At 63.7% G+C, this 25,539-nt stretch carries 24 protein-coding genes; 6 read left to right on the plus strand and 18 right to left on the minus strand.

Annotated elements, in window-relative coordinates; genetic code table 11:
* Positions 1-7: 7 nt before the first annotated feature.
* The gene (locus EN845_RS09875; RefSeq protein ID WP_127869799.1) at positions 8-895 is read left to right on the plus strand and encodes a LysR family transcriptional regulator; all 888 of its coding nucleotides are present in this window, start codon (positions 8-10) and stop codon (positions 893-895) included.
* 20 nt (positions 896-915) lie between these two features.
* Here the strand turns inward: EN845_RS09875 and EN845_RS09880 are convergent, their stop codons facing one another.
* From EN845_RS09880 to EN845_RS09895, 4 genes are all read right to left on the minus strand, one after another.
* Positions 916-2,019, minus strand: coding sequence for an AbrB family transcriptional regulator (locus tag EN845_RS09880; RefSeq protein WP_127869798.1), 1,104 nt, complete (start codon positions 2,017-2,019; stop codon positions 916-918).
* A 68-nt stretch (positions 2,020-2,087) separates the two neighbouring features.
* Positions 2,088-2,396 carry a putative quinol monooxygenase gene (locus tag EN845_RS09885; RefSeq protein ID WP_023770344.1) on the minus strand — a complete coding sequence of 103 codons (309 nt, stop codon included), beginning with the start codon at positions 2,394-2,396 and terminating at the stop codon, positions 2,088-2,090.
* 58 nt (positions 2,397-2,454) lie between these two features.
* Positions 2,455-3,240: an SDR family oxidoreductase gene (locus tag EN845_RS09890; protein ID WP_127869797.1), complete on the minus strand. Its 786-nt coding sequence runs from the start codon at positions 3,238-3,240 to the stop codon at positions 2,455-2,457.
* A 70-nt stretch (positions 3,241-3,310) separates the two neighbouring features.
* Positions 3,311-3,748 (minus strand): DsrE family protein, encoded by a 438-nt coding sequence (locus EN845_RS09895; protein WP_127869796.1) that lies wholly within the window; start codon positions 3,746-3,748, stop codon positions 3,311-3,313.
* 105 nt (positions 3,749-3,853) lie between these two features.
* On the opposite strand from EN845_RS09895, the gene EN845_RS09900 reads away from it, so the two are divergent.
* The 3 genes from EN845_RS09900 to EN845_RS09910 all read left to right on the plus strand — a co-directional run bounded on the left by EN845_RS09900 (position 3,854) and on the right by EN845_RS09910 (position 5,646).
* Positions 3,854-4,951 carry a hypothetical protein gene (locus tag EN845_RS09900; RefSeq protein WP_127869795.1) on the plus strand — a complete coding sequence of 366 codons (1,098 nt, stop codon included), beginning with the start codon at positions 3,854-3,856 and terminating at the stop codon, positions 4,949-4,951.
* Between the two features lie 66 nt (positions 4,952-5,017).
* A complete protein-coding gene (gene vapB / locus EN845_RS09905; protein WP_127278955.1) occupies positions 5,018-5,263 on the plus strand; it encodes a type II toxin-antitoxin system VapB family antitoxin in 246 nt (81 codons plus the stop codon).
* Positions 5,260-5,646, plus strand: coding sequence for a type II toxin-antitoxin system VapC family toxin (locus EN845_RS09910; RefSeq protein ID WP_127278956.1), 387 nt, complete (start codon positions 5,260-5,262; stop codon positions 5,644-5,646). Before vapB ends, EN845_RS09910 begins: the two co-directional genes overlap by 4 nt.
* Before the next feature lie 6 nt (positions 5,647-5,652).
* Here the strand turns inward: EN845_RS09910 and EN845_RS09915 are convergent, their stop codons facing one another.
* The 7 genes from EN845_RS09915 to EN845_RS09945 all read right to left on the minus strand — a co-directional run bounded on the left by EN845_RS09915 (position 5,653) and on the right by EN845_RS09945 (position 14,166).
* Complete coding sequence (locus EN845_RS09915) at positions 5,653-6,600, minus strand: cation diffusion facilitator family transporter (protein ID WP_127278957.1); 948 nt, start codon at positions 6,598-6,600, stop codon at positions 5,653-5,655.
* A 5-nt stretch (positions 6,601-6,605) separates the two neighbouring features.
* Positions 6,606-8,795, minus strand: a complete 2,190-nt coding sequence (locus EN845_RS09920) for an anthranilate synthase (protein WP_127278958.1) — start codon at positions 8,793-8,795, stop codon at positions 6,606-6,608.
* Between the two features lie 221 nt (positions 8,796-9,016).
* Positions 9,017-10,072 carry a succinylglutamate desuccinylase/aspartoacylase family protein gene (locus EN845_RS09925; RefSeq protein ID WP_127869794.1) on the minus strand — a complete coding sequence of 352 codons (1,056 nt, stop codon included), beginning with the start codon at positions 10,070-10,072 and terminating at the stop codon, positions 9,017-9,019.
* Between the two features lie 152 nt (positions 10,073-10,224).
* Positions 10,225-11,403, minus strand: a complete 1,179-nt coding sequence (locus EN845_RS09930; protein ID WP_127869793.1) for an MFS transporter — start codon at positions 11,401-11,403, stop codon at positions 10,225-10,227.
* A 114-nt stretch (positions 11,404-11,517) separates the two neighbouring features.
* A complete protein-coding gene (locus EN845_RS09935) occupies positions 11,518-12,894 on the minus strand; it encodes an FAD-containing oxidoreductase (protein WP_127870020.1) in 1,377 nt (458 codons plus the stop codon).
* Positions 12,895-12,905: 11 nt separating this feature from the next.
* A complete protein-coding gene (locus EN845_RS09940) occupies positions 12,906-13,367 on the minus strand; it encodes a DUF4126 domain-containing protein (RefSeq protein ID WP_127869792.1) in 462 nt (153 codons plus the stop codon).
* Between the two features lie 151 nt (positions 13,368-13,518).
* Positions 13,519-14,166 carry a glutathione S-transferase family protein gene (locus tag EN845_RS09945; RefSeq protein WP_127869791.1) on the minus strand — a complete coding sequence of 216 codons (648 nt, stop codon included), beginning with the start codon at positions 14,164-14,166 and terminating at the stop codon, positions 13,519-13,521.
* Positions 14,167-14,413: 247 nt separating this feature from the next.
* On the opposite strand from EN845_RS09945, the gene EN845_RS09950 reads away from it, so the two are divergent.
* Entirely contained in the window at positions 14,414-14,971 is a 558-nt protein-coding gene (locus EN845_RS09950) for a sugar O-acetyltransferase (RefSeq protein WP_127869790.1), read from the plus strand.
* An 18-nt stretch (positions 14,972-14,989) separates the two neighbouring features.
* Here the strand turns inward: EN845_RS09950 and EN845_RS09955 are convergent, their stop codons facing one another.
* Positions 14,990-15,985, minus strand: coding sequence for a helix-turn-helix domain-containing protein (locus EN845_RS09955; RefSeq protein ID WP_127869789.1), 996 nt, complete (start codon positions 15,983-15,985; stop codon positions 14,990-14,992).
* A 127-nt stretch (positions 15,986-16,112) separates the two neighbouring features.
* On the opposite strand from EN845_RS09955, the gene EN845_RS09960 reads away from it, so the two are divergent.
* Positions 16,113-16,757, plus strand: coding sequence for a cysteine hydrolase family protein (locus EN845_RS09960; RefSeq protein ID WP_127280886.1), 645 nt, complete (start codon positions 16,113-16,115; stop codon positions 16,755-16,757).
* Positions 16,758-16,823: 66 nt separating this feature from the next.
* Here the strand turns inward: EN845_RS09960 and EN845_RS09965 are convergent, their stop codons facing one another.
* The 6 genes from EN845_RS09965 to EN845_RS09990 all read right to left on the minus strand — a co-directional run bounded on the left by EN845_RS09965 (position 16,824) and on the right by EN845_RS09990 (position 25,521).
* The gene (locus tag EN845_RS09965) at positions 16,824-18,503 is read right to left on the minus strand and encodes a formate--tetrahydrofolate ligase (protein ID WP_127869788.1); all 1,680 of its coding nucleotides are present in this window, start codon (positions 18,501-18,503) and stop codon (positions 16,824-16,826) included.
* Between the two features lie 367 nt (positions 18,504-18,870).
* Entirely contained in the window at positions 18,871-19,995 is a 1,125-nt protein-coding gene (locus EN845_RS09970; RefSeq protein WP_127279963.1) for a DUF2333 family protein, read from the minus strand.
* Between the two features lie 103 nt (positions 19,996-20,098).
* Positions 20,099-21,403 carry a DUF6638 family protein gene (locus tag EN845_RS09975; protein WP_127869787.1) on the minus strand — a complete coding sequence of 435 codons (1,305 nt, stop codon included), beginning with the start codon at positions 21,401-21,403 and terminating at the stop codon, positions 20,099-20,101.
* Between the two features lie 219 nt (positions 21,404-21,622).
* Positions 21,623-23,533 carry an ATP-binding protein gene (locus tag EN845_RS09980; protein ID WP_127869786.1) on the minus strand — a complete coding sequence of 637 codons (1,911 nt, stop codon included), beginning with the start codon at positions 23,531-23,533 and terminating at the stop codon, positions 21,623-21,625.
* A 2-nt stretch (positions 23,534-23,535) separates the two neighbouring features.
* Positions 23,536-24,327 carry a Fic family protein gene (locus tag EN845_RS09985; protein WP_127869785.1) on the minus strand — a complete coding sequence of 264 codons (792 nt, stop codon included), beginning with the start codon at positions 24,325-24,327 and terminating at the stop codon, positions 23,536-23,538.
* 48 nt (positions 24,328-24,375) lie between these two features.
* Positions 24,376-25,521 carry a hypothetical protein gene (locus tag EN845_RS09990; protein WP_127869784.1) on the minus strand — a complete coding sequence of 382 codons (1,146 nt, stop codon included), beginning with the start codon at positions 25,519-25,521 and terminating at the stop codon, positions 24,376-24,378.
* Positions 25,522-25,539: the final 18 nt, after the last annotated feature.

Below are 25,539 nucleotides of genomic sequence, written 5' to 3' on the forward strand. Positions count from 1 at the left end.
CCGTTTGATGGATCGCCTCAGCGGCCTTCTGGCCTTCGCCCGCACCGCCGAATTCGGCAGCTTCGTCGCCGCCGGCCGGGCGCTCGGCATCTCCGCTTCCGCGGTCGGCAAAAGTGTCGCGCGGCTCGAACAGGAACTCGGCGTGCGGCTGCTGCAGCGCTCCACGCGGCGGATAGGCCTGACGGAAGAGGGCAAGCTGTTCAACGAGCGCGTGCGGCGTATCCTCGACGATATCGATGATGCCGAGGCGATGCTGTCGCGGACACGGGAGACGCCGCGCGGGCGGCTGCGCGTCTCGACCCCGATCGTCACCTATCATCTCTTGCTGCCGGTGCTGTCGGAGTTCATGGCGCGGTTTCCCGAGATCGAGCTCGACATCGATTTCAACGACCGGATCGTCGACGTCATCGAGGAAGGTATCGACGTCGCGATCCGCAGCGGCGAGCTGCCCGATTCACGATTGGTGTCGAAACCCATTGCGCCCTTTCGCATGCTGCTATGCGCGGCGCCTTCCTACCTCGAGCGCCATGGCATACCCGGCGTGCCGGCGGATCTCATCGGGCACTTCGGCATAAACTTCCGCTATCTCAACAGCGGCAGGCTGCTGGACTGGCCGTTCATTACCGGGAGCGCGCAACCGCTGATCCGTTCGATGCTGACCTGCAACAACATGGAGGCCTTGAAAGGCGCTACGATCGCCGGTCTTGGCATCGCCTGCATGCCCGATTTCCTGGTGCGCGAGGCGCTGCGCGAAGAAAAACTGCGTACCGTGCTGGACGACCATATCGACGGCCGCGGCCAGTTCCGGATGCTGTGGCCCTCCAATCGCCATCTGTCGCCAAAGGTGCGCGTCTTCGTCGATTTCCTTCCCGAACGGCTCGCGGCGGCGCGGTAACATCGCCCGGTGCCGGGCTTTCACTCCCTGATGCTTCTGGCCACCACCCGCGCAATGCTCGGGCCGACGAGCAGCACGATCAGGAAACGCGCCGACTGCAGCGCCATGACGAAGGAGATGTCGACGTTGTGCGCGGCGGCGGCGATGATGACGACGCTGTCCATGCCGCCGGGGCTGGTCGCCAGATAGGCGGTCAGCGGGTCGATGCCGGCGAGATGGCTGATGAGGAAGGCAAGGCCGCCGCAAAAAGCGATCAGTGCGATGATCGAAGCGATGATCTGCGGCAGGGCGCGTGCCGCATGGCGCAGGATCGGCCTGGTGAAGTTCAGGCCGATCGACCAGCCGACCATCGCGTAACTGACCGCCAGCAGCCATTGCGGCAATTGCATCGGCACGCCGAGGCCAAGATGGATGACGGTGCCCACGATGAAGCTGCCGAGGAAGAAGGGCGAGGGCAGCCGGCAAAGCCTGCCCGCCAGGCCGCCGACGATTGCCATGCCGATCGTGGCGGCGAAGGGTTGCGGGTCGATCGCCGGGAACCAGACGATGGGCGGGACCTCGATGCCCGAGGTGTCGACCCACATCTTGGCGACGAGGGCTGCCGTCATCGACACGAAGATGACACGCAGATACTGCATGAAGGCGACCAGGCGCTGGTCGGCGCCGAAGGCGCCGGCCATCAGCACCATGGCCGTGGCGGCCCCCGGCGACGAGCCCCAGACGGCGGTGGTGCCGGGCAGGATGCGCCAGCGGCTGATCAGCCACCCAAGCAGGCTGGAGGCCGCGACGGTGGCGATCACCACGCCGAGGAACAGCGGCCATTCCTTGTAGAAGACCGGAAAGATATCGGCCGAGATCGAAGCCGCGACGAGGCAGCCGACGATAGCCTGGGCGGAGCCGAACAGAAGGCGCGGCACACGCACCGTGGCGCCATTGGTGCCGGCGACGATGGCCGCCAGCATCGGTCCGATCAGCAGCGCCGCCGGCAAGGCGGCGAGTTCCAGCGCACCGGCAAACAGCGCGGAGATAACCAGCAGGATCAGCCATTGCCAAGGCTTGCCCAGCCGCGTCATGCGCTCGACGGCGGGCTGGTCGGGAGGTGGCTGCTCGGCCGCGGAATCCATGCTCTGGTCTTAGACCGGGATGCGAAAAATGCGAACCCCGGCGTACCGGAAAAGCAGGTCCCGGCGCCTCAGCCGGTTTTGGCCTCAGCCAACCCAAAGCCGCCGACGGGATGCGTCTCCACCTGGAACTCGAAGCCGCCGATGAAGGGCCGCGCCTTGGCGATGGCCGCCTGGACTTCCGGAAGCTGCAGCGAGGCCTTGTGGCTTGCCTGATCGGTCCACACTTCGGTCACCCAGATCGCGTCGGCGTCGGCCGGGTCGGTGGCGATGATATAGCTCAGGCAGCCGGGCAGGGCGCCGGTGCTCTCGCGCAGCACAGTCATGACAGCGTCGCGTTGGCCGCGCGCCGCCCGCATCTTGCCGATCAGTCCGTACATGTCGTCGTCTCCCCCAGGGTTGGCGCGAAAGGAGTGTGTCCAGTATGCCGGTCGCTGGTCAAGGCATCAACTGGCCGCCATTGACCTCGATCACCTGGCCCGTGATGTAGCCGCTCAACAGGTCCGATGAGAGGAACAGATAGGCGCCGACGCAATCTTGCGCCGTGCCGGCGCGGCCCTGCGGAATGGTGGCGACCATGCCCTTCATCTGCTCGTCGGTCGAATAGCGTTCGTGGAAGGGAGTGAGGATGGTGCCCGGCGCCACGGCGTTGACGCGAATGCCGAAGCCGATCAGTTCCTTGGCCATGCCGCGCGTGACGTTGGAGACGAAAGCCTTGGCCGAGCCGTAAAGGCCGGCGCCGCCGCCGGCGCCATTGCGCGCGGCGATCGACGAGGTGTTGACGATGAAGCCGCCCTGTTTCTTCAGCCATGGCATCGCCTTGCGCGAGGCGGTCAGCACCGAGCGGGCGTTGAGGTCCATCACCGCGTCGTAATGCGCCTCGGTCTGCTCGGCATAGGGGATGCGGCCAAGCATGCCGCCGGCATTGTTGACCAGCCCGTCGAGGCGGCCGAAATGTCGCGCGCTGTCCTCGACGACGCGTTCGACATCGGCGGGAAGAGAAAAATCGCCCTGGACAAGAAAGACCTCGCCGCCGCCGTCGCGAATGGTCTGGCCGAGGTTCTCGGCGGCGTCGCGGCTGGAATTGTAGTGCAGCGCCACCTTGCATTTCTGCTCGGCATAGGCGAGCGCGAGCGCCGCGCCGATACCGGTCGAGGCGCCGGTGACCAGCACCGCCTTACCGGCGAGATCGGGGATGACAAGACCAGGGGCTGTCTGGGGCACTGCTGTTCCTCCGGGGATTTCCGAGATTCTTGGCGGGTCTTGCCACCCTTGCATTCAAGGCAGTGCCGCTTCAAGGCCTGAGATAGACATAGCCCTGGCTTTGCAGTTCGGCGAGCTTGACGACGCCGCCTTGGTCGGCGGCATGGAAGCCGTCGAGCAGGTCGGCGAGCGTGATATCCATGCCGCGCATGGTGTTGCCGCAGGCATGCGGGTCGAGCCCTTGCTGGACAAGACCGGCAAAGCGCCCCGAAATCGCCGCCGATATGCCCTTCGACCTGAAGCCAGCAAGGGCTGGACCATGCACGACCAGCGCGATCTCGACGTTGCCGCCGGTGCCCTCATAATGGTTCTTGATGTTGCCGAGCACGAAATTGACCTTGTCGAGGTCGCTGAGGTGATAGGCGACCTTCAGCCTGGCAGGCTCGGTGGTTGCCGCCCGGACCGCCCGCAGGCCGAGAAGCGTTCCGGGTCCGGCGAGAGCCGCCCGGAACATGTCGCGTCGGCGCATGGCGTCCCCTCCCTGGCTTGCCGGCGCAGCGCGATTTGCGTGGCCGCTGCCGCAATACTAGCATAAATTGACCTTACGTCCTGTCGATGCGGAGGAGGGGGGCACATGGCGTTCAGGGAATGGAAGACGTTCGCCAGCGCCGGACTTGGCGCCATACTGCTTGCCGGACTTGTGGGTTCTGCTTTTGCCGAGGATGCGCTCAAGCTCACCGAACTCAGCCCCAGCGGGGCGGACGCCTGTTTCGGCCGGGTCTATGACGCGGCGCACCTCAAGGCGCATCCGAAGCAGAAAGTGGCGCGGATCTTCTTCTACTACGGCCATGATCCGGTCAGCCGTCCGAATGAGGAACCGAACGCGAATTCGGATACGTCCTACAATGGCTTCCTCACCACAACGGTGCGTGGCGCCAAGGCGCCGGAATGGGCCGGCGGCTGGTGCAATCACGAGTCCGAGGACGACAAATCGGGCCCGATCCGCTGCGGCATGGATTGCGACCGTACGCTGGCGTCGCTGAAGGTCGACGACAAGGGCCGGCTGATCCTGTCGGACCTGTCGTCCGATATCTACCTCGATCCGGACTCAGAGGAGCAACTCGGCAAGGCGGAATACGTCAGGCAGGCGCTCGGTTCGGAAGACGACAATTTCCGCCTCGATCCGATGCCGGTCGCCACCTGCAAGGCGGAGTTCGCGCGGATCGATCCGATCGACCCGGCGCTCGGGCCGCCGTTGCGCGAGCGGTTCAAACCCGATCAGGCCTTCTGCTACGGGCGCGACTATGATGCAGCGCATATGAGTTCGCATCCCGATCAGTTGACGCAGTCGATCCGGGTGTTCCGCGGGTCCGTGGAACTCGCTTCCTACGCCTCGGGCGGTGATGTCGCGAACTGGCCCGACGGCGCCGACATCGCCGTCTCGGTCACGACACGGCGGAAGGGGGCCAAGGTCACGCAGACCTATTCCTGCCAGGGCGAGGCCGACCAGTGGCGTTGCGCCGCGAGTTCGAAGATGAGCGATTTTTCGTGCGACATCGCGCAAAAGGAAATCTTCCTCAAGCGCGGCGCCAACGGCACTATCATGCTGGCCAATCCCAACAGCAGCATTGCAATCGTCGACCTGTGCTCGAAAGCCGCCGACGGCAAAACCAAGTCCGATGACAAGGTCTATCGGCTGGAGGCGATGCCGCAATCGGCGTGTGCGCCGTAAGCACGGGCTTGTCTACAATGCCGCGAAGGGATATATCTTTGCTATATCTCATTTGAGGATGGCATGATGGACAAGGCAAAGGTGTTCTGGTCGGGCCGGTCACAAGCTGTGCGTCTGCCCAAAGAGTTTCGTTTCGAAACGGACGAGGTTTCGATCCGTCGCCATGGGCATACTGTCATACTTGAGCCACTCGTGCAGGATTGGGCGTGGCTTGACCAGGTGATCGGACCAGTCGACGAGGATTTTGTCGAAGCGGCGCTGGAACGGCAGGAGGGGCAGGATAGACCTGCCTTGGACGACATCTTCAAGTGATCTATCTGCTTGATACCAACGCCGTTATTGCCGTCATCAAAGGTGACGCGAGTCTACTCGCGCTTCTGAAACAGCACACGCCGCAGGATTTTGCGCTTTCGGCGATCGTGGCACATGAACTGTACTATGGTGCCGAAAGGAGCCAGAGAAGAGCTGAAAATCTGGCGCGCATCGAAGCTTTGCAATTCCCGGTGCTTGAATTCGATCGAGAGGACGCGAGGCATGCCGGAGAGATTCGGGCAACGCTTGCAGCGTTGGGGACGCCAATTGGCCCCTATGATGCGCTCATTGGCGGGCAGGCGCGCGCTAGAAGCCTCATTCTGATCACCCGCAACGTCCGGGAATTCGAGCGCATCAACGGCCTCTCAATCGAGACTTGGTGAACCGCCTCAGGCGAACGGCACCGCCGTCGTACCCTTGGGCAGTTTTGCCTCATCATCCGGCTCGACATGGATGGTCACCCGCACCGAAGGGAGTTCGGCCTTCAGCGCGTCCTCGATGCGATCGCAGATGACGTGGCTGGCACCGACCGACATGTCGGCGTCGACGACCAGATGGAATTCGATGAAGGTGGCGCGGCCGGCGATGCGGGTCTTGAGGTCGTGCACCTCCATCGCGCCTTTGCAATTGGCCGAGATGATGTCGCGGATGCGCATGTGCTCCGCCGTGCCGACGGCCCGGTCCATCAGGCCGTTCATCGACGAGCCGATGACATGCCAGCCCTGCCACAGGATGTTGAGCGCGACGATGACGGCCAGTGCCGGGTCGAGGATTTGCCAGCCAGTCAGGATTGCTCCGACCAAGCCGCCGAAGACGCCGATCGAGGTTACCACATCGGTCATGATGTGATTGCCGTCGGCGACCAGCGCCGGTGACTTTTCGGCTCGGCCCACGCGGATCAGCGCCCAGGCCCAGAAGGCATTGATGACGGTGGCGACGCCGTTGACGGCAAGGCCTTTCCAAGGCTGTTCGAGCGGAGCCGGCGCCTGCCAGGAGCGCCAGACTTCGTTCAGGATCAAAAGCGCCGCGAGCACGATCAGTACGCCTTCGAGCACGGCCGAGAAATACTCGGCCTTGTGGTGGCCGAAGGGGTGATCCTGGTCGGCCGGCTTGTAGCTGACCTGGATCGCCCAGAAGGCGGCGACCGAGGCGATGACGTTGACGATCGATTCCAGCGCGTCCGAATAGAGCGCCACGGATCCGGTTATGTACCAGGCGGCGGCTTTCAGCGCGAGCACGACAAAGGCGATCACGATCGACCAGAAGGCAAGGGTGGCGACCTTGCGCTTCGCGGCGGCCCTCGCCGTGATCGCCATGGTGTTCTCGGCTTCGGCCATTACCGTCAGGCTGCCTTTTCCTTGGCCTTGCGCGGCAAATGCGCAACGATGTTCTCGATGATGCGCATGCCGGCATTGTGGCCGAGCGTCATGATCGATTCCGGATGGAACTGCACCGCTGCGATCGGCTCCTTGCGGTGCTCGAAGGCCATGATGACGCCGTCCTCGGTCTCGGCTGTCACCATGAAATCATCCGGCAGGCGCACCGGATCGGCGAAGATCGAGTGGTAACGGCCGACGGTGACTTCCTTCGGCAGGCCTGAGAAGATGATACCCGGCTTCGAGACGCGGATGCGCGACGGCTTGCCGTGCATGGGAATGTGCAACTGCCTGAGTTCGCCACCATAGGCCTCGGCCAGCGCCTGCAGGCCAAGGCAGACGCCGAAGATCGGCAGGTCGCGGGCGCGCGCTCGTCTGATGGTCGCCGCGCAGTCGAAATCCTTGGGCGTACCGGGTCCGGGCGACAGCACGACGAGATCGGGCTTCAGCCGGTCGAAGACTTCCTCCGGCACCGGCGTGCGCACGGTCGAGACATTGGCGCCGGTCTGGCGGAAGTAGTTGGCCAGCGTGTGGACGAAGGAGTCCTCGTGGTCGACCAAAAGGATGTTGACACCGTCGCCGACGCGCGCGGATGCGCGCTCGGTGCTGGTCGAATTGCCCGTCTTGGCGTCACGGATGGCGGAGAGCATGGCGGATGCTTTCAGTTCGGTTTCGGCTTCTTCTTCCTCGGGAATGCTGTCGAAGAGCAATGTAGCGCCCGCGCGCACCTCGGCGATGCCGTCCTTGATGCGGATGGTGCGCAAGGTCAGGCCGGTGTTCATGTCGCCGTTGAAGTTGACCATGCCGATGGCGCCGCCATACCAGGCGCGCGGGCTCTTCTCGTTCTGCTCGATGAAGCGCATGGCCCACAGTTTCGGCGCGCCGGTGACGGTGACCGCCCAGGCGTGCGAGAGAAACGCATCGAAAGCGTCCATGCCCTCGCGCAGCCGCCCCTCGATATGATCGACCGTATGGATCAGGCGCGAATACATCTCGATCTGGCGGCGGCCGATGACGCGCACCGAGCCTGGATCGCAGACCCGCGACTTGTCGTTGCGGTCGACGTCCGAGCACATGGTGAGCTCGGATTCGTCCTTCTTGGAGTTGAGCAGCTTGATGATCTGCTCGGAGTCCGAAATGGCGTCGTCGCCGCGCTTGATGGTGCCGGAGATCGGGCAGGTCTCGACGCGGCGGCCGTTGACGCGCACGAACATCTCAGGCGACGCGCCGATCAGGTATTCGTTCTCGCCCAGATTGATGAAGAAGGAATAGGGCGACGGGTTGATGGACTTCAGCTTGCGCGAAATCTCGGATGGCTGCGTCTCGCAGCGCTCGTAGAACATCTGGCCGGGGACGACCTCGAACAGGTCGCCGCGCTTGAAAGAGTCCATCGCCCGGCGCACCAGATTGGCGTATTCGCCGGGCTCATGATCGCCGCGCGGCGGGATGCGATCGGCGGTCTTGAACGGCTCGGCGATCTGGTCGCGCGGCAGGCCTTCGGTCGAAAAACCCTCGCCCGCATAGTCGTAGCGGTCGGTCCAGGCCTTGGCCGAATAGTGGTCGACGACCAGGATCTCGTCGGGCAGGAACAGCACCAGGTCGCGCTGGCTTTCCTTGCGAACCAGCGTGTGGTCGACCGGGTCGAACTGGAAGGCGAGGTCGTAGCCGAAGGCGCCGTAGAGGCCGAGATTGGCATCTTCGGCCGTCTTGAACAGAGCGGTGATGGCGCGCAGCACGGTGAAGACCGAGGGAACGCGGCTGCGTTCCTCTTCGGTGAAGACACGGCCGGGCTTGGCGACGTCGAGGCGGATCAGCTTTTTCGAAGTCTCGGCGATCGTGACCTCGGAGAGACCGCCGAGCGTCCTGCCGATGACCGGCAACAGTGCCTCGCCACGGCCGTTCAACGCCTCGATGCGCATGGCACGGCCGCGCGCGGAGATGACCAGCGGCGGATCGATGATGGCCGTATCCCAGCGCGTATAGCGGCCGGGATATTCGTAATTGGAGGAAAACACCGCGCCCCGACGGGAATTCAGCCCATCGACATAAGTGTCGATCGCCCCTTCATAGGGCCGGTCGTGGCGCACGCGGGTGATGGTGATGCCACCCGCCGTCACGAAGCTTTCAGCGCCGTTTTCCAGAACCTTCAACGTCATTGCCGTCTCCATCAGCTACTTGGGCAACGGACCCGGGAATGGCTTGAAAAAAACAAATGGCCGCCCGGACATTCCGTTGCGGCCACCTCTCTTTTCACGCGCACGCGTTAAAACAGGCCGCTGTCAGCAGGCCCACCACCAAATGGTCTTGGTCGAACGCATGTTCATGGCGATTCCCTTAGCGGCGATTGGGCGGCGGCGCAACTGGATTCGACGGAGGCTCAGTCTTCCAGCGTGCCCGACCTGGCGTCGCCGCTCTTCCTGTCGCCGACCAGTTTCAACAGGTCCTCGCCGGCGCGGATGATGCGGCGCGAGCGCCGCGTCAGGATGATGCCGTCCTGCGGCGCGAACACTTCGGTGCGGCCATCGGCTTCGCCCGGTGCGTGGACGATGGTGGCGAGGCGCGCGCCCTTGGCGACGCGGTCGCCGGGCTTCACGTCATAGAGGACGGCACCGGCACGGGGTGCGGGCATCATGTCGATGTTTTCCAGCGGCGCCGCGACACCCGTGAACGGGCCGGGTGCGGGGAGGGTGGTGTCGGATATCACGCCGCGCATCGCCAGCAGCCGGTAGAGGCCTGCCGCGTCGGCCGAGGCGAGCGCGCCATCGACATCGAGGATGCCCCGATATTCGACGGTGGTGGCGACGCGCCTGTCAAGCTTCGCCACATCGGCTGATGCGTTCTGGTAGGGCATGATCGAGGCGCCCTCGAAAGTGCCGTCGGTGTCCTCGCTCCACAGCACGACGGCATCGACGCCCATGGCGGCGGCGCAATCGGCCATGGCTGGCCAGAGGCTGGAGTGGACATAGAGATAGGCAAGGCCCTCGTCGTCGCAGTGCAGGTCGAGCACGATGTCGTGGCCGAGCGAAAGCTGCACTAGGCGCGACTTCAGCCGCTGGTCGGCGCCGCCAAAGGTGGCGTCTGGCAAGAGCCTGGCGTCGGGCGCGGCCAGCAGCGGAAAGCCGCGGTTGAAGTTGGTGCGGGTGCCCAGATGAAAGCGGCCCTGGTGCTCGCCGAAATGATATTGCGCGCGGCCGATCGGGTTGGCCCAGGGCACGATGGTGATGTTGCCCTTGATACGACCTTCGGCCTCGGCCTTGCTCAACATCGGTATCAACGCATCGATGGCGACGACGCCCGGCAATTCGCCGGCATGGAGTGCGGCCTGCAGGTAGGTCGACGGGGCCGCCTTGTCGGCGCCGTCGAAGCGGAACACGGGGAATTCGTAGGAAACCCCGTCGCTGTCACCGGCGATGCGTTCGATCGATTTCTGCATGACGTTCTCCATCAAGAGCGAGAAGACATGCCCATTTGAAGGTGCCGATGTCGATTGGTCCAGCCCGCCGCGCTATGGGCGCAAGAGTAGTCTTTTGCCTTGCCGCATGTCGTTGACCCAAAACCGCTGCGCACTTTTGGGAGGACAGGCAGTTATTCGGCGGCAGGCTGGAGGGCGGCGACCGGCGCGCGCCTGTCCAGCGCCTGCGATAGCACCGCCACGCCAACCGCCAGCAGGGCGAGCACCGCGCCGACCAGCGGCAAATCGGCATAGGAAACGCCCGCCGACAGCGCCACGCCGCCGATCCAGGCGCCGCCGGCATTGCCGACATTGAAGGCGCCCTGGTTCAGCGTGGCGGCAAGGTTCGGTCCTTCCGACGCCGCCTCGACGACACGGATCTGCAGCGGCGGCACGACGACGAAGATGAGCACGCCCCACAGGAAGACGATGCCGATGGCGACGCTGGCGATGGCGCCGAACTGGATGAAGCCGAGGAACAGCAGGGCCATCAGCAGCAGTGTGCCGATCACCGTCGGCATCAGTTTCCAGTCGGCCAGCCTGCCGCCGATGATGTTGCCGATGGTCATGCCGGCGCCGAACAGCAGAAGCACCCAGGTGACCGCCGCTGTCGACAGGCCCGACACTTCGGTGAGGTAGGGTTTGATATAGGTGAAGACGGCGAACAGGCTGGCCGAGGTCAGTGCCGCGATCAGCATCGCCAGCCACACCTGCAGCTTGCCAAGCACGCGGACTTCGGCACGCAGACCGCCGCCGCTCGGTTCCGTGACGTCCGACGGCACCAGCCAGGCGATGGCCGCGACCGAGATCAGGCCGATGCCGACCACGGCCAGGAACGTGGCCCGCCAGCCAAAGGCTTCGCCGAGCGCGGTGCCGGCCGGAACGCCGAGGATGTTGGCGAGCGTCAGGCCGGCGAACATCAGCGCGATGGCGCTGGCGCGCTTGTTGCGCGGCACCAGGCTTGCGGCGACGACCGAGCCGATGCCGAAGAAGGCGCCGTGGCCGAAAGCGGTGAAGACGCGCGCGGCCATCAGCAGCCAGTAATTGGGCGCGATGGCGCAGAAGAGGTTGCCGACGACGAACAAAGCGGCCAGCCCCACCAGCACGGGCTTGCGCGGCAGATGCGCGGTGGCCATGGCCACAACGGGCGCGCCGAAGACGACGCCCAGCGCATAGCCCGTGACCAGCAGTCCGGCGGCCGGGATCGTCACGCCGAGATCGGCGGCGACCTCCGGCAGCAGGCCCATGATGACGAATTCGGTGGTGCCGATGCAGAAGGACGCAATGGCAAGCGCAAGGATCGGCAAAGGCATGAGAGGTCCAGACTGAATCGGTTCAATTTCAGACTGCGCGAGGATCCCTGCCGGGCACAACGTCTATTGCCGCAATGCAGCAATGCAGAAAGTCGGGAGCTTGACGAGAGTGGCTCAGGCCAGCGGCTTCAGCTCCTGGGCGATGGTAGGCAGCAGTTCCGAGACATTCGGGTGAATGTGCATCGCGCGCGCCAGCGTGTCGACCGGCGCCTTGGCGTACATCAGGTCGAGCACGCAATGCACCGCCTCGTCGCCGCCCGGGCCGAGCACCGAGCAGCCGAGGATCTCCCTGGTGTCGGCGTCGACCAGGATCTTCATGAAGCCTTGCGTCTCGCCCTTCTCGACGGCGCGGCCGACGCGCGTCATCGGCCGCTGGCCAACAAGCGCGCGGCGCCCGGATTTCCTCACCGCCGTCTCGGTCATGCCGCAGCGGCCGAGCGGCGGGTCGATGTAGAGCGCATAGGCCTCGATGCGGTCGCTGATCCTCCGTGGGTCATTGTCGAGCAGATTGGCGGCGACGATCTCGTAGTCGTTGTAGGAGGTGTGGGTGAAGGCGCCTTTGCCGTTGCAATCGCCCATAGCCCAGATGCCGGGCACGCTGGTGCGCAGCTGGTCGTCGACAATGACGAAGCCGCGCTTGTCGACCTCGACACCGGCCCTGTCGAGGCCGAGGTCATCGGTGTTGGGAGTGCGTCCCAGCGCCAGCAGCACATGCGACCCTATCGCGGGCGGCTGGTCGGCGGAGAAGGTCACGGCAATGTCCTCGCCCTGTCTGGCGAAGCCGATGTCGTCGGCGCCGACATGAACAGCGATGCCTTCGTTTTCGAGGATCGACAGGATGACGGCCGAGACGTCCTCGTCCTCGCGGCCGGTCAGGCGCGGGCTCTTTTCGATGACGGTGACGTCCGAGCCGAAGCGGCGGAACATCTGCGCGAATTCGAGCGAGATATAGCTGCCGCCGACGACGATCAGGTGGCGCGGCAAAACGTCGAGATCCATCATCGAGGAGTTGGTCAGATAGTCGATGTCGTGAATGCCGGGCAGGTCCGGCACCGAGGCGCGGCCACCCGTATTGAGGAAGATCTTTTCGGCGGTCAAAAGATCGTCGCCGACACGCACCGTGTTGGCGGATTCGAAGCGGGCATGGCCGCGATAGAGCGTGCATTTGTCCATGCCGGCGATCCAGGTCTCGAGCCCGGTGCGAGAGGCGCCCGATACCTTGTCCTTGCGCGCCTTGATCGCTTTATAGTCGACGCCGACCGGACCGCCGAGCGTCACGCCATAGTCGGCGGCGCGGCGAGCGAGATGCGCGGCATAGGCGCTTGCCACCATCGTCTTGGTCGGGATGCAGCCGGTGTTGACGCAGGTGCCGCCAACCAGCTTCCGCTCGATCAGCGCCACCGTCATGCCGGCCGCGTTGAGCCGGCCTGCGAGCGGCGTGCCGGCCTGTCCGGCGCCGATGATGATGGCGTCGAAGGTCTTTGCGTTCAAGGTCTGGGCCGTCATGCCACCGCCGCCACGATCAGCAGCCCGCCGATGATCGCCACCGCGTCCTCGATGAAGGCGGCGGGCGGGTCCTTGCCGAAGGCGGCCGCCAGCCGGCCGCGCGCTTCGGCGCCACCAAGCGTGCCGATGACCGCGCCGATGGCGCCGGCGATCAGGCACACGATGGTGGCGCCGCCGGCCGCGCCGATCACCGCGCCAGAGAAGGCGCCGAGCAGGATGCGGGCGCCAAACTGCTGCGGCACCTTGCGGCTTGGCGTCGACGGCAGCTGGTCGGTGATCAGTTCGACGATGGCCAGGATGGTGAAGATGCCGACAGCCGCCCAATGGCTCATGAAGCTCGCCCAGGTGCCGGCAACCGGCAGCCAGCCGAGATAGGCGCCCCAGGCGACGGCAGCAGGTGCCGTCATGGCGCGCAGGCCGGCAATGACGCCGATCAGAAGTGCAAGAATGTAGAGCATGGTCGATCCCCCTCGATCCCGGGCCGGGACGGCCCTGAGACGGCAGGCTACCATAGGCCGGATATTTGACTAGGCCGTAGACTCACAAGCGTGCAAACGTGGCCGGGCTGGAAGCGCCGAGCGAACATGCTCGGCTCCACGAGTCAATGTTTCAGTTGACTGATGGTGCGTTGACCGCAAATTGAGCGGCGAAAGCCCTGATATAAGCGGGTCGTGCTTCCCCGCGCGCGACATAGGCAGCCAGGTTTTGATACTCGTCCAGAATGCCTGACATTCTCAGTCGCAGCAGCACCGATACCATCAACAGATCGCCGGCGCTGAACGCATCATCGAGCCAGTCGGCGACGCCCAGATGAGCCGAGAGCCTGTCCAGCGGGGCGCGAACACGATCCTTTACCAGCGGCAGGCGCTCCTCGCTCCAGGGCTTGTCAGCTTCGAAAATCCTTGCCGTGGTCAATTCGAGGACCGGCGGCTCGATAGTGTTCAATGCGGCAAACATCCACGTGATCGCACGTGCGCGCTCCTTGCGATCCTTCGGCAGCAGGCCCGCATGCTGCTCGGCAAGATGAAAGACGATCGAGCCGGTCTCGAACAGCGAGAGAGAACCGTCCTCATAGGTGGGAATCTGGCCGAAGGGATGGATGGCCAGGTGCTCAGGCGCCTTCATCCCCGCGAAGGAAACAAAACGAACCTCATAGGGCTGCCCCACTTCTTCCAGCGCCCAGCGAACGCGGGTATCGCGCGCCAGTCCCTTGCCGCCATCGGGCGATCGTTCAAAAGCCGTGATCGTGATTGTCATCGCTGTCGTTTCCTTGCCTGGGCGAATTTCTTCGGCCACTTATCGTGAAGACGAATGAGCCTGCCGGAAATCGACAGCGGTCTTGAACTATTTTCATTTGCTGGAGCAGGTCGCGAATGGCCGCTTCCAATCAAGGTCGTGATAGCACGGTGACCAATTCCGTAAGGCCGCGTATCCTGGCTTAAGGGTTCATGTCCTGGTCCTTGCCTCGGCGCTGTTCGCAATGATGTCAAACGGAGGCACTGCCATGGTTCAGAGCGAACGTGCAAAAATGGCGGCCGGCGAATGGTACAGGTGCCTGGATGACGATCTTGGCGCGTTGCGCGCCGTGGCCGCGGATGCCGTGTTCGAACACAATACGCTGCCGCCCCGTCAGCGCGGGAACCTCGGGCCAGCCCTGCGGACACTGCTGGGCGGCGTGGGCGAGGGCGCCCGCATCGAGGCGCCTTTCCATTGCGCCTACGGCTTCAACATCTTCCTCGGCGACGGCGCCTTCCTCAATGCCGACTGCACCATCCTCGATACCGCTTCGGTGCGCATCGGCAAAGGGACGCTGCTTGGCCCCAATGTGCAGATCTATTGTGCCGAGCACCATAAGGAGCCGGCAGGTCGGCAGGCGGGACTGGAGATCGCCAGGCCGGTCACGATCGGCGACAATGCCTGGATCGGCGGCAGCGCGGTCATCCTTGGCGGCGTCAGCATCGGCGAGGGCGCCATAGTGGGCGCCGGGGCGGTGGTGACGCGCGACGTGGCGGCGAACACGACGGTGGTCGGCAATCCGGCGCGGGTGGTCAAGCGCGGTTGAGGGTGCTTTCGTCGGCAATCAATGCGACAGGGCGCCCGCCGTGCGCTCGTCCCGCTCGCTCCGCCTGGAAAATTCACGCCGGTACTGCGCGGGTGACGTCCTGAGCCGCGCGGAAAAGTGCTGGCGCAGCGATGTGGCACTGCCGAAGCCGGCCTCGAAGGCGACGATGTCCATCGATTTCTCCGTCGCTTCCAGCAAGCGCTGCGCCAGTTCGACCCGCTGGCTGGTCAGCCAGTTGCCAAAACTGGTGCCGATCGATTTCTGGAAGCGGCGGGTGAAGGTGCGCCGCGTCAGGCCGGCGGCTTCGGCGACGCTGTCGAGGCTGTGCGTTTCGCCAAGCGTCGCGCGAACCGCGTCCAGCGCCCCGGTGAAGCGGTCGGCCTTGGCGCTTTTTGCCACGGGGCGTTCGATGAACTGCGCCTGTCCACCCTGCCGGTGCGGCGAAAGCACGACGTGCCGCGCGAGCCGCAGTGCCGCCTCCGCGCCGTAGCGGGCGCGCACGATGTGCAGGCAGCAGTCGAGCCCGGCGGCGACGCCGGCGGAGGTGACGATGTCGCCGTCATCGACATAGAGCACGTCGGCATCGACCGAAATGTCGGGATGGAGAGCCCGCAACTGCTCCGTATAGGCCCAGTGGGTGGTGGCTTTTCGACCCGAAAGCAGACCGGCGGCGGCGATGGCAAAGGTGCCGAGACACAGGCCCACGATCAGCGCGCCGCGCCGGTGGGCGCGTCCGAGCGCGTCCTCGAGCGGTTTGGCCAGGGGCGCATCGAGATCCTTCCAGCTCGGGATGATGACCATATCGGCGTCCTCGAGCGCGGCAAGCCCGTGCGGGACCAGGATGCTTAGCCCGGCATCGGTCCGGATCAGCCCTTCCTCGATGCCGCAGACACGGAAGTCGAAGCGCGGCAGGCCAAGGCCAGTGCGGTCCGCGCCAAACACCAGGCAAGGCACGGAGAGATGGAACGGGCTGATGCCGTCGAAGGCGAGGACGGCGATGATGGGAGCGGTCATGCGGCGATTTTCCAGTGTGAATGCGGATTGTCCCAATTCTTTCGAATGATGTCAATCGGGCCACTTTTGACTGCCAGCCAACCATCCTATTTTCGGTCCGTCGCATTCAAGCCGGAAGGAAAACACCATGTCTGACCTAGCCAACACCGCGCCGCGCCGGGCGCTCGTCGTCATCGACGTCCAGAACGACTATGACGGCGGTAACCTGGCCATCCAGCATCCGCCGTTCCGCGACAGCGTCGTCAACGTGACACGCGCCATGGATGCCGCCGCCGCTGCCGGCATCAAGGTGGTGGTCGTCAAGCAGATGGCGCCCGAGACGTCGCCGATCTTCGCCAAGGGCAGCCATGGCGGCGAACTGCATCCCGAGATCGCCAAGCGTCGTCGCGACCACTATGTCGAGAAGAATTTGCCGAGCGCCTTTACCGGCACCGATCTCGAGGCCTGGCTGCGCGCCAACGCCGTCGATACGATCGCGGTCATCGGTTACATGACGCACAATTGCGACCTGTCGACCATCATCCACGCCGTGCATATGGGCTTCGCGGTCGAGTTCCTGTCCGACGCAACCGGTTCGGTGCCCTACGCCAACAGCGCCGGCTATGCCTCGGCCGAGGAAATCCATCGCGTGGTGAGCATCATCCTGCAGTCCCGTTTCGCTGCCGTGCTCAAGACCGCCGAATGGATCGACTGCCTGAAGACCGGCACGCTGCCGGAACGCGACACCATCTACGTGTCCAACCAGCGGGCACTGGCGCGCAGCGCCGCGTAGCACGATCCGCAAACAAAAAGGGCGCCGCGGCGATGCGGCGCCCTTTTCAATTGTCGGGACAGAGGATCAGAACAGGCCTTCGATCTGGCCGGCCTCGTTGAGGAAGATCTTCTCCGACGACGGCTTGCTTGGCAGGCCAGGCATGGTCATGACCTCGCCGCAGATGATGACGACGAAGCCCGCGCCGGCCGAAAGCCTGACCTCGCGCACCGGCACGGTGTGGCCGGTCGGCGCGCCGCGCAGGTTTGGATCCGTCGAGAAGGAGTACTGGGTCTTGGCCATGCACACCGGCAGATTGCCGTAGCCGGCCTGCTCCCAGGCGTGCAACTGGTCGCGCACCGACTTGTCGGCGATCGCCTCCGAGCCGCGATAGATTCGCTGCACGATGGTGTTGATCTTCTCGAACAACGGCATGGCATCGGGATAGAGCGGCGCGAACTGCGAGGCGCCGGATTCGGCCAGCGCCACCACCTTGTTGGCGAGGTCCTCGATGCCGGCAGAGCCCTTGGCCCAGTGCTTGCACAGGATAGCCTCTTCGCCCATCGAGGCGACATAGTCCTTCATCGCCTGAATCTCGGCGTCGGTGTCAGAATAGAAGTGGTTGATGGCAACCACCGCCGGCACGCCGAACTGGCGGATGTTCTCGATGTGGCGGCCGAGATTGGCGCAGCCCTTCTTCACCGCCTCGATGTTTTCCTTGCCGAGGTCTTCCTTCTTGACGCCGCCATTCATCTTCATGGCGCGCACGGTGGCGACGATGACGGCTGCCGCCGGCTTCAGGCCCGCCTTGCGGCACTTGATGTCGAAGAATTTCTCGGCGCCAAGATCGGCGCCGAAGCCGGCTTCGGTGACGACGTAGTCGGCGAGCTTCAGCGCCGTGGTGGTGGCGACGACCGAGTTGCAGCCATGCGCGATATTGGCGAACGGGCCGCCATGGACGAAAGCCGGGTTGTTCTCCAGCGTCTGTACCAGGTTCGGCTGCATGGCGTCCTTGAGCAGCACGGCCATGGCGCCGTCGGCCTTGAGGTCGCGGGCGAAAACCGGCGTCTTGTCGCGGCGATAGGCGACGATGATGTCGCCGAGGCGCTTTTCCAGATCCTTCAGGTCGGTAGCGAGGCACAGGATCGCCATGACTTCGGAGGCGACGGTGATGTCGAAGCCGGCTTCGCGCGGGAAACCGTTGGCGACGCCGCCGAGCGAGGCGATGATCTCGCGCAGCGCGCGGTCGTTCATGTCCATGACGCGGCGCCACACCACGCGGCGGGTGTCGATGCCGAGTTCATTGCCCCAGTAGATGTGGTTGTCGATCAGCGCCGACAGAAGGTTGTGCGCCGTGGTGATGGCGTGGAAGTCGCCGGTGAAGTGGAGGTTCATGTCCTCCATCGGGACCACCTGCGCGTAGCCGCCGCCGGCGGCACCGCCCTTGACGCCGAAATTCGGGCCGAGCGAGGCTTCGCGAATGCAGACGATCGCCTTCTTGCCGATGCGGTTCAGGCCGTCGCCGAGGCCCACGGTGGTGGTGGTCTTGCCTTCGCCGGCAGGCGTCGGGTTGATGGCGGTGACGAGGATCAGCTTGCCGTCCTTGTTGCCCTTTACCGACTTGATGAATTCGGCTGAGATCTTGGCCTTGTCGTGGCCGTAGGGCAGCAGATGCTCGGTCGGGATGCCGATCTTCTGGCCGATCTCCTGGATCTGCTTTTTCTTGGCGCCACGCGCGATCTCGATGTCGGACTTCACTTCGGCCATGACGGCTTTCCTCTGGATTGGACGGTGGAGGGGACGGGGTTGATGTCTCTTGCAAGAAGGCTGGAACCGGACGCGCGGGCATCTAACCCTGTCGCTGCGGTTGCGTCAACTTTCATGCAACTATGTTTCCTATAGAGAAAATTCCTCTGCGGCGGGCCGACCTATCCCCGGTTCTTTATGGCTCCGCTTGCCGCGCCGTATAGAAGCCAGAGCAGGGACGCTTCCGCCGTCTCAAAACAGCCGCGCAATGCACGGAATGCGACAGACGCGACGGCGCAAATTCGCCATCTCTGATGCATGTCGTTCTCCCAAAACCGGGATCACTTTTGGGCGACATGCATTGGGCCGTCGCTGCCCGCCAATGCCGTTACTGCGTCAGTACGTTGCTGATTTCGACCATGTTGGAGCGCACCCGCAGGATGTAGAAGCCCATCGTCGTCAGATGCGTCGGCAGCAGCCAGCCGTCCTCGCGACCGTTGGCGATGATGAAGGGCTGGATACGCAGGGCCGACACGAACTGCGCGTCCATCGTATCCCAGAGGCTCTGCAGGTGCTTTTCCTTGAGGACGTCCTCGAAATCGGCCTGGGCGCCCTTCATAAGGCCGTAATAGGCATAGAGCTGGCCATAGGCGAACCAGTAGCGGTCGTCGGCGCGGGTGTCGAACCAGCCATTGTTGTGGTTCTCGGCGCGCTCCTTGAGGATGGCGGAAGTCGAGCCGATGTCACTGGCGATGCGGTCGATATACTGCTTCAGATTGTCGGCGCGGGCATCGAAAGTGGCCTGACAGGTGGCGAGCCGGGCATTGAACGAACGCAGCTTGCGCACCGCGTCGCGATAGTAGCTCGGTGTCGGCGTCTTCGGCCCGAACGGGCTCACGCCGAAATACCAGGTGTATTCGTCGAACTGCAGATTGCCGCGCGCGTCCTGCAGGTCGGCGTCGATCTGCGAGGTGGTGCGGACGCGGCCGAGATTGTCGGCAAGCTCGGTCGCCGTGCGCCGCACCGCCTGGTTGATGCCGCGCTGGAAAGAGGCCTTGTTGTCCATCCACGGGGTGTTGTCCCAGTCGATGCCGAACAGGCCGAGCTTGTAGAGGATCATCGACGAAATCCAGGCATTCTGGTTGACGTTGAAGTCCGTCAGGTCCGCCGCTACTTGGGCGATGCCGGAGTTGCCGCAAGTCTTGGCCGTGTCCGTGCCGGTCCCGGCGGCCACCTGCTCACCGGCCGAAACATTGCGCTTCTCGAACGTATAGGTGTCCGGGTAGTTCGGGTTGAAATTGTTCCACCACTGGGTGGCGTAGAAGAAGTTGGCGTAGAGGCCGATCAGCACCAAAAGGGCCAGGCCGACTATCGCCTTCAGGATCCAGCCGCGCTGACCGTACCAGCGCCCGGCCCACATGAACGGCCACAGGATCACGCCGATCAAAAGGCCGATGCCGCGGCCGATCCACTGGAAAATCCCGGTGAAGAAGTTCACGATCGGATCGAGCATGGCGATGTCACCCCCTCAACATGATGCCAAAAAGTTGCAGACTTTTTGGATAACATCATGCACCAAAACAACAAGTTAGAACGGAATGACGGTTCATTTCGTTCTAGTCGGTCAGGCCGTAGAGGCGTGTGCGAAACGCCACCTTGTCCTTCAAATATGTGGTTTTCAGAACGTCCACAACATGCGATCGCCAGGCGTCGCTGAAGCCGTCATAGTCCTTGTAGAAGCCGTCCTTGTTGAAGATGTAGCGCGAGACGAAGTCCGACGGCACGAAATCCGAGATCAGCCGGTTGGTCAGCCAGGCGTCGGGGTGGTCCGGTTTGGCGCGGACCACCAGGAAGCGCTGCTGGGGGAAGACATCGTCGATCTTGAGGTGGCCGAGCTGCGCGATCTCGCGCTTGGCGGCGTTGAGAAAGGGAAAATTGCCGTCCTTGGTGATCAAGTCGGCGTGGCTCTGGATCCAGGTCTGCAGCCAGACCTTGTCGACATCGGTCAAATTGCGGTCCGGCTCGGCGTCGCGGATCAGCGCGCGCACCACCATTTCGGCGCGATGCTCAAGGTAGCCCGAGGCCTCGATCCAGGAGGCGCGCGGCAGTTCGATACGGCCGGTGGCTGCCAGGAATTTGAACACCTTGTCGGCATCCTTGATCGAGAGATAGCTCACCTGCCAGGGCCGCGAGCGGCGGAAGCCAGGAGCGGCCGGATCGCTGATCACCGTCGTCATGTCGGGATCGACGAACACGTAGAGCCCGCCGAAATGGCTGGTCCAGTAGGCGTTGTGGCGGAAGATCACCTGGTCCGGCACCAGCGCGTTCTCGCGGATGTCGCCGCAGACCTTGGCGAGTTCGACCATGCGGGTCAGCATGGCATTGTCGCGCCAGGCGTCGGGCTCCTGCTTCAGCCGGTCGACGAGCTTGCCGAGTTCCGCGGCCTTGCCCAGCACGTCTTCCGCCGACAGCACCTTGAACTCGACCTGGTTGATCGACAGCAGATCCTCGATGTCGTTGACCTTGGGAACGGAATCCTCGATCTCGCCGTAGATGACGTCCTTGATGGTCAGCGCGTCGATGGCGCGCTGGTTCCTGGACATGAACTCGAACATCAGCTGCGAGGTGTTGGAGAAGGCGGTGTGCACCACCGGCAGGTCGATCTGCGACGGCGTCAGGATGATGAAGCGGCGGTTGACCTCATTGGGGTCGAGATAGTCGTAGTCGCCACACTCCTCGGCCACTTCGGGAGAAAAGCCGGTGCGGTCGATCTGGAAGCTCTTCAGCTTGGTGGGCTTGAGGCCGAAAGCGGCCAGCGCCTTGTTGTAGCGCTGGATGAGATGGGCTTCGTCGACGGGGAGCAGACGCCCGTAGATGAGTTCGTTGTCGCGAAGGAGGTCGGTTTTTTTGGCGTGGGGCATTATGCCTTCTCCCCGCTTACGGGGAGAAGGTGCCCGAAGGGCGGATGAGGGGCGCGGGCTTCCCTTCTCCCCTTGTGTGAGAAGGTGGATCGGCGCGCAGCGCCGAGACGGATGAGGGGTGCGCGAAGGAACACCGTCCTTGCCAAGCTGGAGCACCCCTCATCCGTCGCCTGCGGCGACACCTTCTCCCACAAGGGGAGAAGGGAACGCTGGCTCACCTTACGCATTCCACAGACCCTTCTTCTTCATCTCCTCCATCTCACGCGCGGCGCGTTCGCGCAGCCTTGCGTCACGCAGCAGCTTTTCCACCGCGGCATCGTCGGATTTGTCGGAATACCGGAACTCGCTGTCGGCGTAGCGGTTGATCTCCTGCATGACCATGTCCATCGAGAACGGACCGCGCAGGTCCTCGATCATCGCTTTCTTGTCGTCGTAGCTCTTGTGCATGAAGGCTTCCGGCTTCTCGAACCAGTCGTCGGGAAGCTCGATGTCCATGGCGCGCATCTTGATGGCGTCGGTGACGTTCTTGATGGCGCGGCCGGTGAAGCGCGGTTCGGCATCCTTGATCAGATGCAGGTAGGTGCCGATGTCGGCCATGGTCCTGGGCGCGCCGTTTTCCTTCATGTAGCGCTCATAGACCCGCATCAGCCCTTCCTCCTGCGGCTTTTCATGCTCCTCATAGGCCTCGGTCACGGCGCGCTGGATTTCCTGCGCCGCGTATAGCTCGTGCTTGCCCAGAGGGATCTCGTGGTTCTTGCCGGCGAGTAGCACGAAGATGTCGATATAGTCGTCCCGCGTCTGCGGCCCGTCGACCAGCCAGCGGGCGCCGGCGCGCTGGCGCAGCGCGTCGTCGACGTTTTCCGGGTAGTTGGAGAACATGCCGAACGAGCAATTGCCGCGCACCACGGTGGCGGCACCGGCGAAGGCATCCATCAGCACGCCGGTGATCTCCTGCTGGCCGGCCGAGGCGCGGTCGTCGGAGCGTCTGGCGGCCACCTGGTCGATGTCGTCGATGGTGCCGAAGCCGATGACGCGCGGGTTCAAGACATTGTTGATGAACTGGCGGCAGTTCTGGCCCGACTTGCCCTGGTAGGACGAAATCTGGTCGACGCCGAAATTCTCATAGGCGAAGGGATAGCCGGCAACCTGGCAATAGCCGTTGACGAGGCCTGCGATCATCTGGATCAGCGTCGTCTTGCCGGTGCCGGGCGCGCCGTCGCCGATGAAGGTGAACAGGAAGCCGCCGAGTTCCACGAAAGGGTTCAGCTCGCGCTCGAAATCATAGGCCATCAGCATCTTGGCGAGCTTGACCGACTGGTATTTGGCGATGTGGTTGCCGACGACCTCTTCCGGCGTCTTGAAGGTCATCACCAGCGGCTTCGAGCGTTTGCCCGGCGCGACATCGAAGCCGTCGAGGGTGAAGTCGTCGGCGTCGATGCGGATATGGGCGTTCTCGAACGGGCCGATGCCGTCGAAGCGGCCCTTGCGCGCCAAAAGCCCGTCGATGGCGACGCGGGCAAAGGCACGCGCCCTGGTCATCAGGTCGGTGTCGTCGGACGAGCCCGCTATTGCCTTGTCGAGGCCTGCCAGGATCGACTTCACCGCATCCTGCGGCGTGTCGAACAGGAAGTCGGGTTCCGGAATGTCGTTTGGCGCCTCGCCGTCGCTGTCGATCAGCTGGAACAGATAGGACGACAGGCTGAAGGCCGAAATATAGGCCGAAGCCGACAGCAGTTTCTTGAAGGCGGACGCCTCGTCGCCTTCGAGCGGGGCGCGGGTGTTCCTGGCCTGCAGGCTCTCGAGATCGGAGCCTTCGGCGAACACGTCCGATACCGCAAGCGCGATCGCCGTGCCGCGCCGGGCGCGAAAGAGCAGCGTGTGCTGCGGGATGGTCAGCAACTGGTCGTCGGGATGGACGGCGCCGACGGTCTTCGACAGCTCGACCTCGCGCGTGCGGCGCACCGAGCCGACCGAAACGGTGGAGACGAAGCGCCGGTTGGTGCCGGCGAGTGCGGTGCCGGATTCGCGCGAGGGATCCTCCAGCACCACGATGCGGGTGATGAAGCTCTGCGCGGTGGCGCGGTGCTTTTCGATCGCCGCTTCCGGAATGGTGGTCAGGCCGGTGTCCATGGTCAGCTCCTTATCGGGATTACTTTCCCGGCTTCCGCAGAACGATCCTGCGCCTGACGCGCTGCGTCCAGATAGATGTCCAAAGTCTGATCCAGCCTTTCGAAAAGCAGCTTGTCGAAAGCAATGTGCCCGCCGCCGCTCTGGTCGATCTCAAGCGCTGCAATGTAATCGGGGCGATCTTCCGGGCGGATCGCTACCGGCGGGTATCCACCGCGTGCCAACACCAGATTCATCAAAAGGCGCGCTGTGCGTCCGTTGCCGTCGTTGAACGGGTGAATGGCGACAAAGCGCCGATGAGCCTCGAAGGCAGTTCGTGGTGTGCTTGGCGCTGCGCTCAACCACCGGCAAAAAACCTCCATCAGCGCTGGAATCTCCACGGGGGCGGGAAAATTGAATACGCCGACATTCGTATTCACGTAACGAGCGCTGTCGGCGTATTGGCCGGCTATCTCCGGCTTGGAATTCGCCACGACCAGATGATGAAGATTGCGGATGTCCGCCTCCATGATCGGATGGTCGTCCTTTGAAGGGATTTCGAGTACCCAACTCAATGCGCGCGCGTGGTCGATTGCCTCGAGGTGATCCTTGAGCGGCTTGCCACTGATCGTGATGCCTTTTTCCAGAACGAGGGCTGTCTCGCCCGCCGTCAGTGTATTTCCCTCGATCGCGTTCGACGTGTACGTTATGTCGATACGCTGGCTGTGTTCCAAGCCTTCCAGGGCGCCGGGCCGAACTCTCCTCTTGAGCGCATCGAGCTGCCGCTTCTTGCCGGATATTTTAGCTGCGGCGGTCATTGCTGGCGCCTCGGTGCTGTGTGGTTTTCAATGACGCAAAGCAGGTTCCTAGACATCCGATATCACCTGTCCATTCGACAGGATGTGAACCTTGTAGCCGGCAAAAATCTTCTGTGCTTCGCCGGCGGCGTAGAGCGCCTGGTAGGCCTCGTGCGGGATCAGCGCGTGGTTTTCGTAGCTCGATACGCCTTGGCGCGCGGCCTCCAGGTCGTCGGTGTTGATGAAGAATTCCTGCGTCGTCTTCTCGCTGGAGAATAGGCCCCTGCGGCCGGGCTTCTCGCCCTTGGAGTAGACCTCCTGGATGGTCCAGGTCAAAAGCCAGGCGTTTTCCGGCTTGCGCACCTTGGCCAGCACTTCCGTCACCGTCGAATTGTTGTCGGTAATGCCCGCCGAATAGAAGGGACCGAGCACCACGCGCCTCAGCTGCTTGGGGTGCAGTGGCTCGAAATCCTTGTCGAGGTTGACCGCGATGGTCGCCGGCGACAGCGTATAGGCCGAATTCTTCTCGGTGAAATCGTCGAAGCGGTGGGCAAGCTCGGGGTTGAGCAAGCCGTCGACCGGCAGCGGAATGTCGACCTTGTCGTTGAGCTTGCCGCTCCGGTCGACAAGCTGGCTGACCATGCTTTCCGAGGAATCCTCCACCGTCACCATGTAGATCAAGGGCAAGTTGGCGCTGCCGTCGAAGGTCGCCCAGTGGACCAGATAATAAGGCCGCGCCGTCTTCGGATTGACCGACACCTTGGCTGTCTGCGCCAGCGTGAACGGACCGAAGGTCTGTTCGCTCTTGACGTCCTCGAGATAGAGCCGCTCGGCCATCGATTTCTGCAGCGCCTCGGGGAACGTCTTGTGGCGCAGGATGAAGTCGGCCATCTCCTCGCGCAGTTCGCCGGCCAGCGGGATGTTGGCAAGGCGTGCATCAGCCTGCCGGCGGTCGTTCTCCAGTTCGAGCAGGTTCTGGAACACCGGGAAACCGCTTTCGGCGCGCGAAATGCGGAACGTGTCCATGAAGCCCAGCCGATTGCGCCAGCAGGAGAAGGACTTGTCGAGCCGGGCGATGTATTCGGCAACGATCCTGGCGACGATGCCGTGCCGGTAGAGCGGCGAGCGGTCGTCGCGCATGAACACTTCAAGGCCGCTGAGCGCGGCCGTGATTGCCGAGAAATACCGCGCCGCAGCGTCGTTTTCGGGGGTCATGCTGTCAGCCCTGGGATT

Origin of the sequence: Mesorhizobium sp. M8A.F.Ca.ET.202.01.1.1 (assembly GCF_004791595.1) — a bacterium.
Taxonomy (GTDB): Bacteria; Pseudomonadota; Alphaproteobacteria; order Rhizobiales; family Rhizobiaceae; genus Mesorhizobium.

Bases quoted from the DNA above. Each gene is read 5' to 3' on its own strand.
- EN845_RS09875 (WP_127869799.1), top strand. From the start codon at position 8: ATGGATCGCCTCAGCGGCCTTCTGGCCTTCGCCCGCACCGCCGAATTC.
- EN845_RS09880 (WP_127869798.1), bottom strand. From the start codon at position 2,019: ATGGATTCCGCGGCCGAGCAGCCACCTCCCGACCAGCCCGCCGTCGAG.
- EN845_RS09885 (WP_023770344.1), bottom strand. From the start codon at position 2,396: ATGTACGGACTGATCGGCAAGATGCGGGCGGCGCGCGGCCAACGCGAC.
- EN845_RS09895 (WP_127869796.1), bottom strand. From the start codon at position 3,748: ATGCGCCGACGCGACATGTTCCGGGCGGCTCTCGCCGGACCCGGAACG.
- EN845_RS09900 (WP_127869795.1), top strand. From the start codon at position 3,854: ATGGCGTTCAGGGAATGGAAGACGTTCGCCAGCGCCGGACTTGGCGCC.
- vapB (WP_127278955.1), top strand. From the start codon at position 5,018: ATGGACAAGGCAAAGGTGTTCTGGTCGGGCCGGTCACAAGCTGTGCGT.
- EN845_RS09915 (WP_127278957.1), bottom strand. From the start codon at position 6,600: ATGGCCGAAGCCGAGAACACCATGGCGATCACGGCGAGGGCCGCCGCG.
- EN845_RS09920 (WP_127278958.1), bottom strand. From the start codon at position 8,795: ATGACGTTGAAGGTTCTGGAAAACGGCGCTGAAAGCTTCGTGACGGCG.
- EN845_RS09925 (WP_127869794.1), bottom strand. From the start codon at position 10,072: ATGCAGAAATCGATCGAACGCATCGCCGGTGACAGCGACGGGGTTTCC.
- EN845_RS09930 (WP_127869793.1), bottom strand. From the start codon at position 11,403: ATGCCTTTGCCGATCCTTGCGCTTGCCATTGCGTCCTTCTGCATCGGC.
- EN845_RS09940 (WP_127869792.1), bottom strand. From the start codon at position 13,367: ATGCTCTACATTCTTGCACTTCTGATCGGCGTCATTGCCGGCCTGCGC.
- EN845_RS09945 (WP_127869791.1), bottom strand. From the start codon at position 14,166: ATGACAATCACGATCACGGCTTTTGAACGATCGCCCGATGGCGGCAAG.
- EN845_RS09950 (WP_127869790.1), top strand. From the start codon at position 14,414: ATGGTTCAGAGCGAACGTGCAAAAATGGCGGCCGGCGAATGGTACAGG.
- EN845_RS09955 (WP_127869789.1), bottom strand. From the start codon at position 15,985: ATGACCGCTCCCATCATCGCCGTCCTCGCCTTCGACGGCATCAGCCCG.
- EN845_RS09960 (WP_127280886.1), top strand. From the start codon at position 16,113: ATGTCTGACCTAGCCAACACCGCGCCGCGCCGGGCGCTCGTCGTCATC.
- EN845_RS09965 (WP_127869788.1), bottom strand. From the start codon at position 18,503: ATGGCCGAAGTGAAGTCCGACATCGAGATCGCGCGTGGCGCCAAGAAA.
- EN845_RS09970 (WP_127279963.1), bottom strand. From the start codon at position 19,995: ATGCTCGATCCGATCGTGAACTTCTTCACCGGGATTTTCCAGTGGATC.
- EN845_RS09975 (WP_127869787.1), bottom strand. From the start codon at position 21,403: ATGCCCCACGCCAAAAAAACCGACCTCCTTCGCGACAACGAACTCATC.
- EN845_RS09980 (WP_127869786.1), bottom strand. From the start codon at position 23,533: ATGGACACCGGCCTGACCACCATTCCGGAAGCGGCGATCGAAAAGCAC.
- EN845_RS09985 (WP_127869785.1), bottom strand. From the start codon at position 24,327: ATGACCGCCGCAGCTAAAATATCCGGCAAGAAGCGGCAGCTCGATGCG.
- EN845_RS09990 (WP_127869784.1), bottom strand. From the start codon at position 25,521: ATGACCCCCGAAAACGACGCTGCGGCGCGGTATTTCTCGGCAATCACG.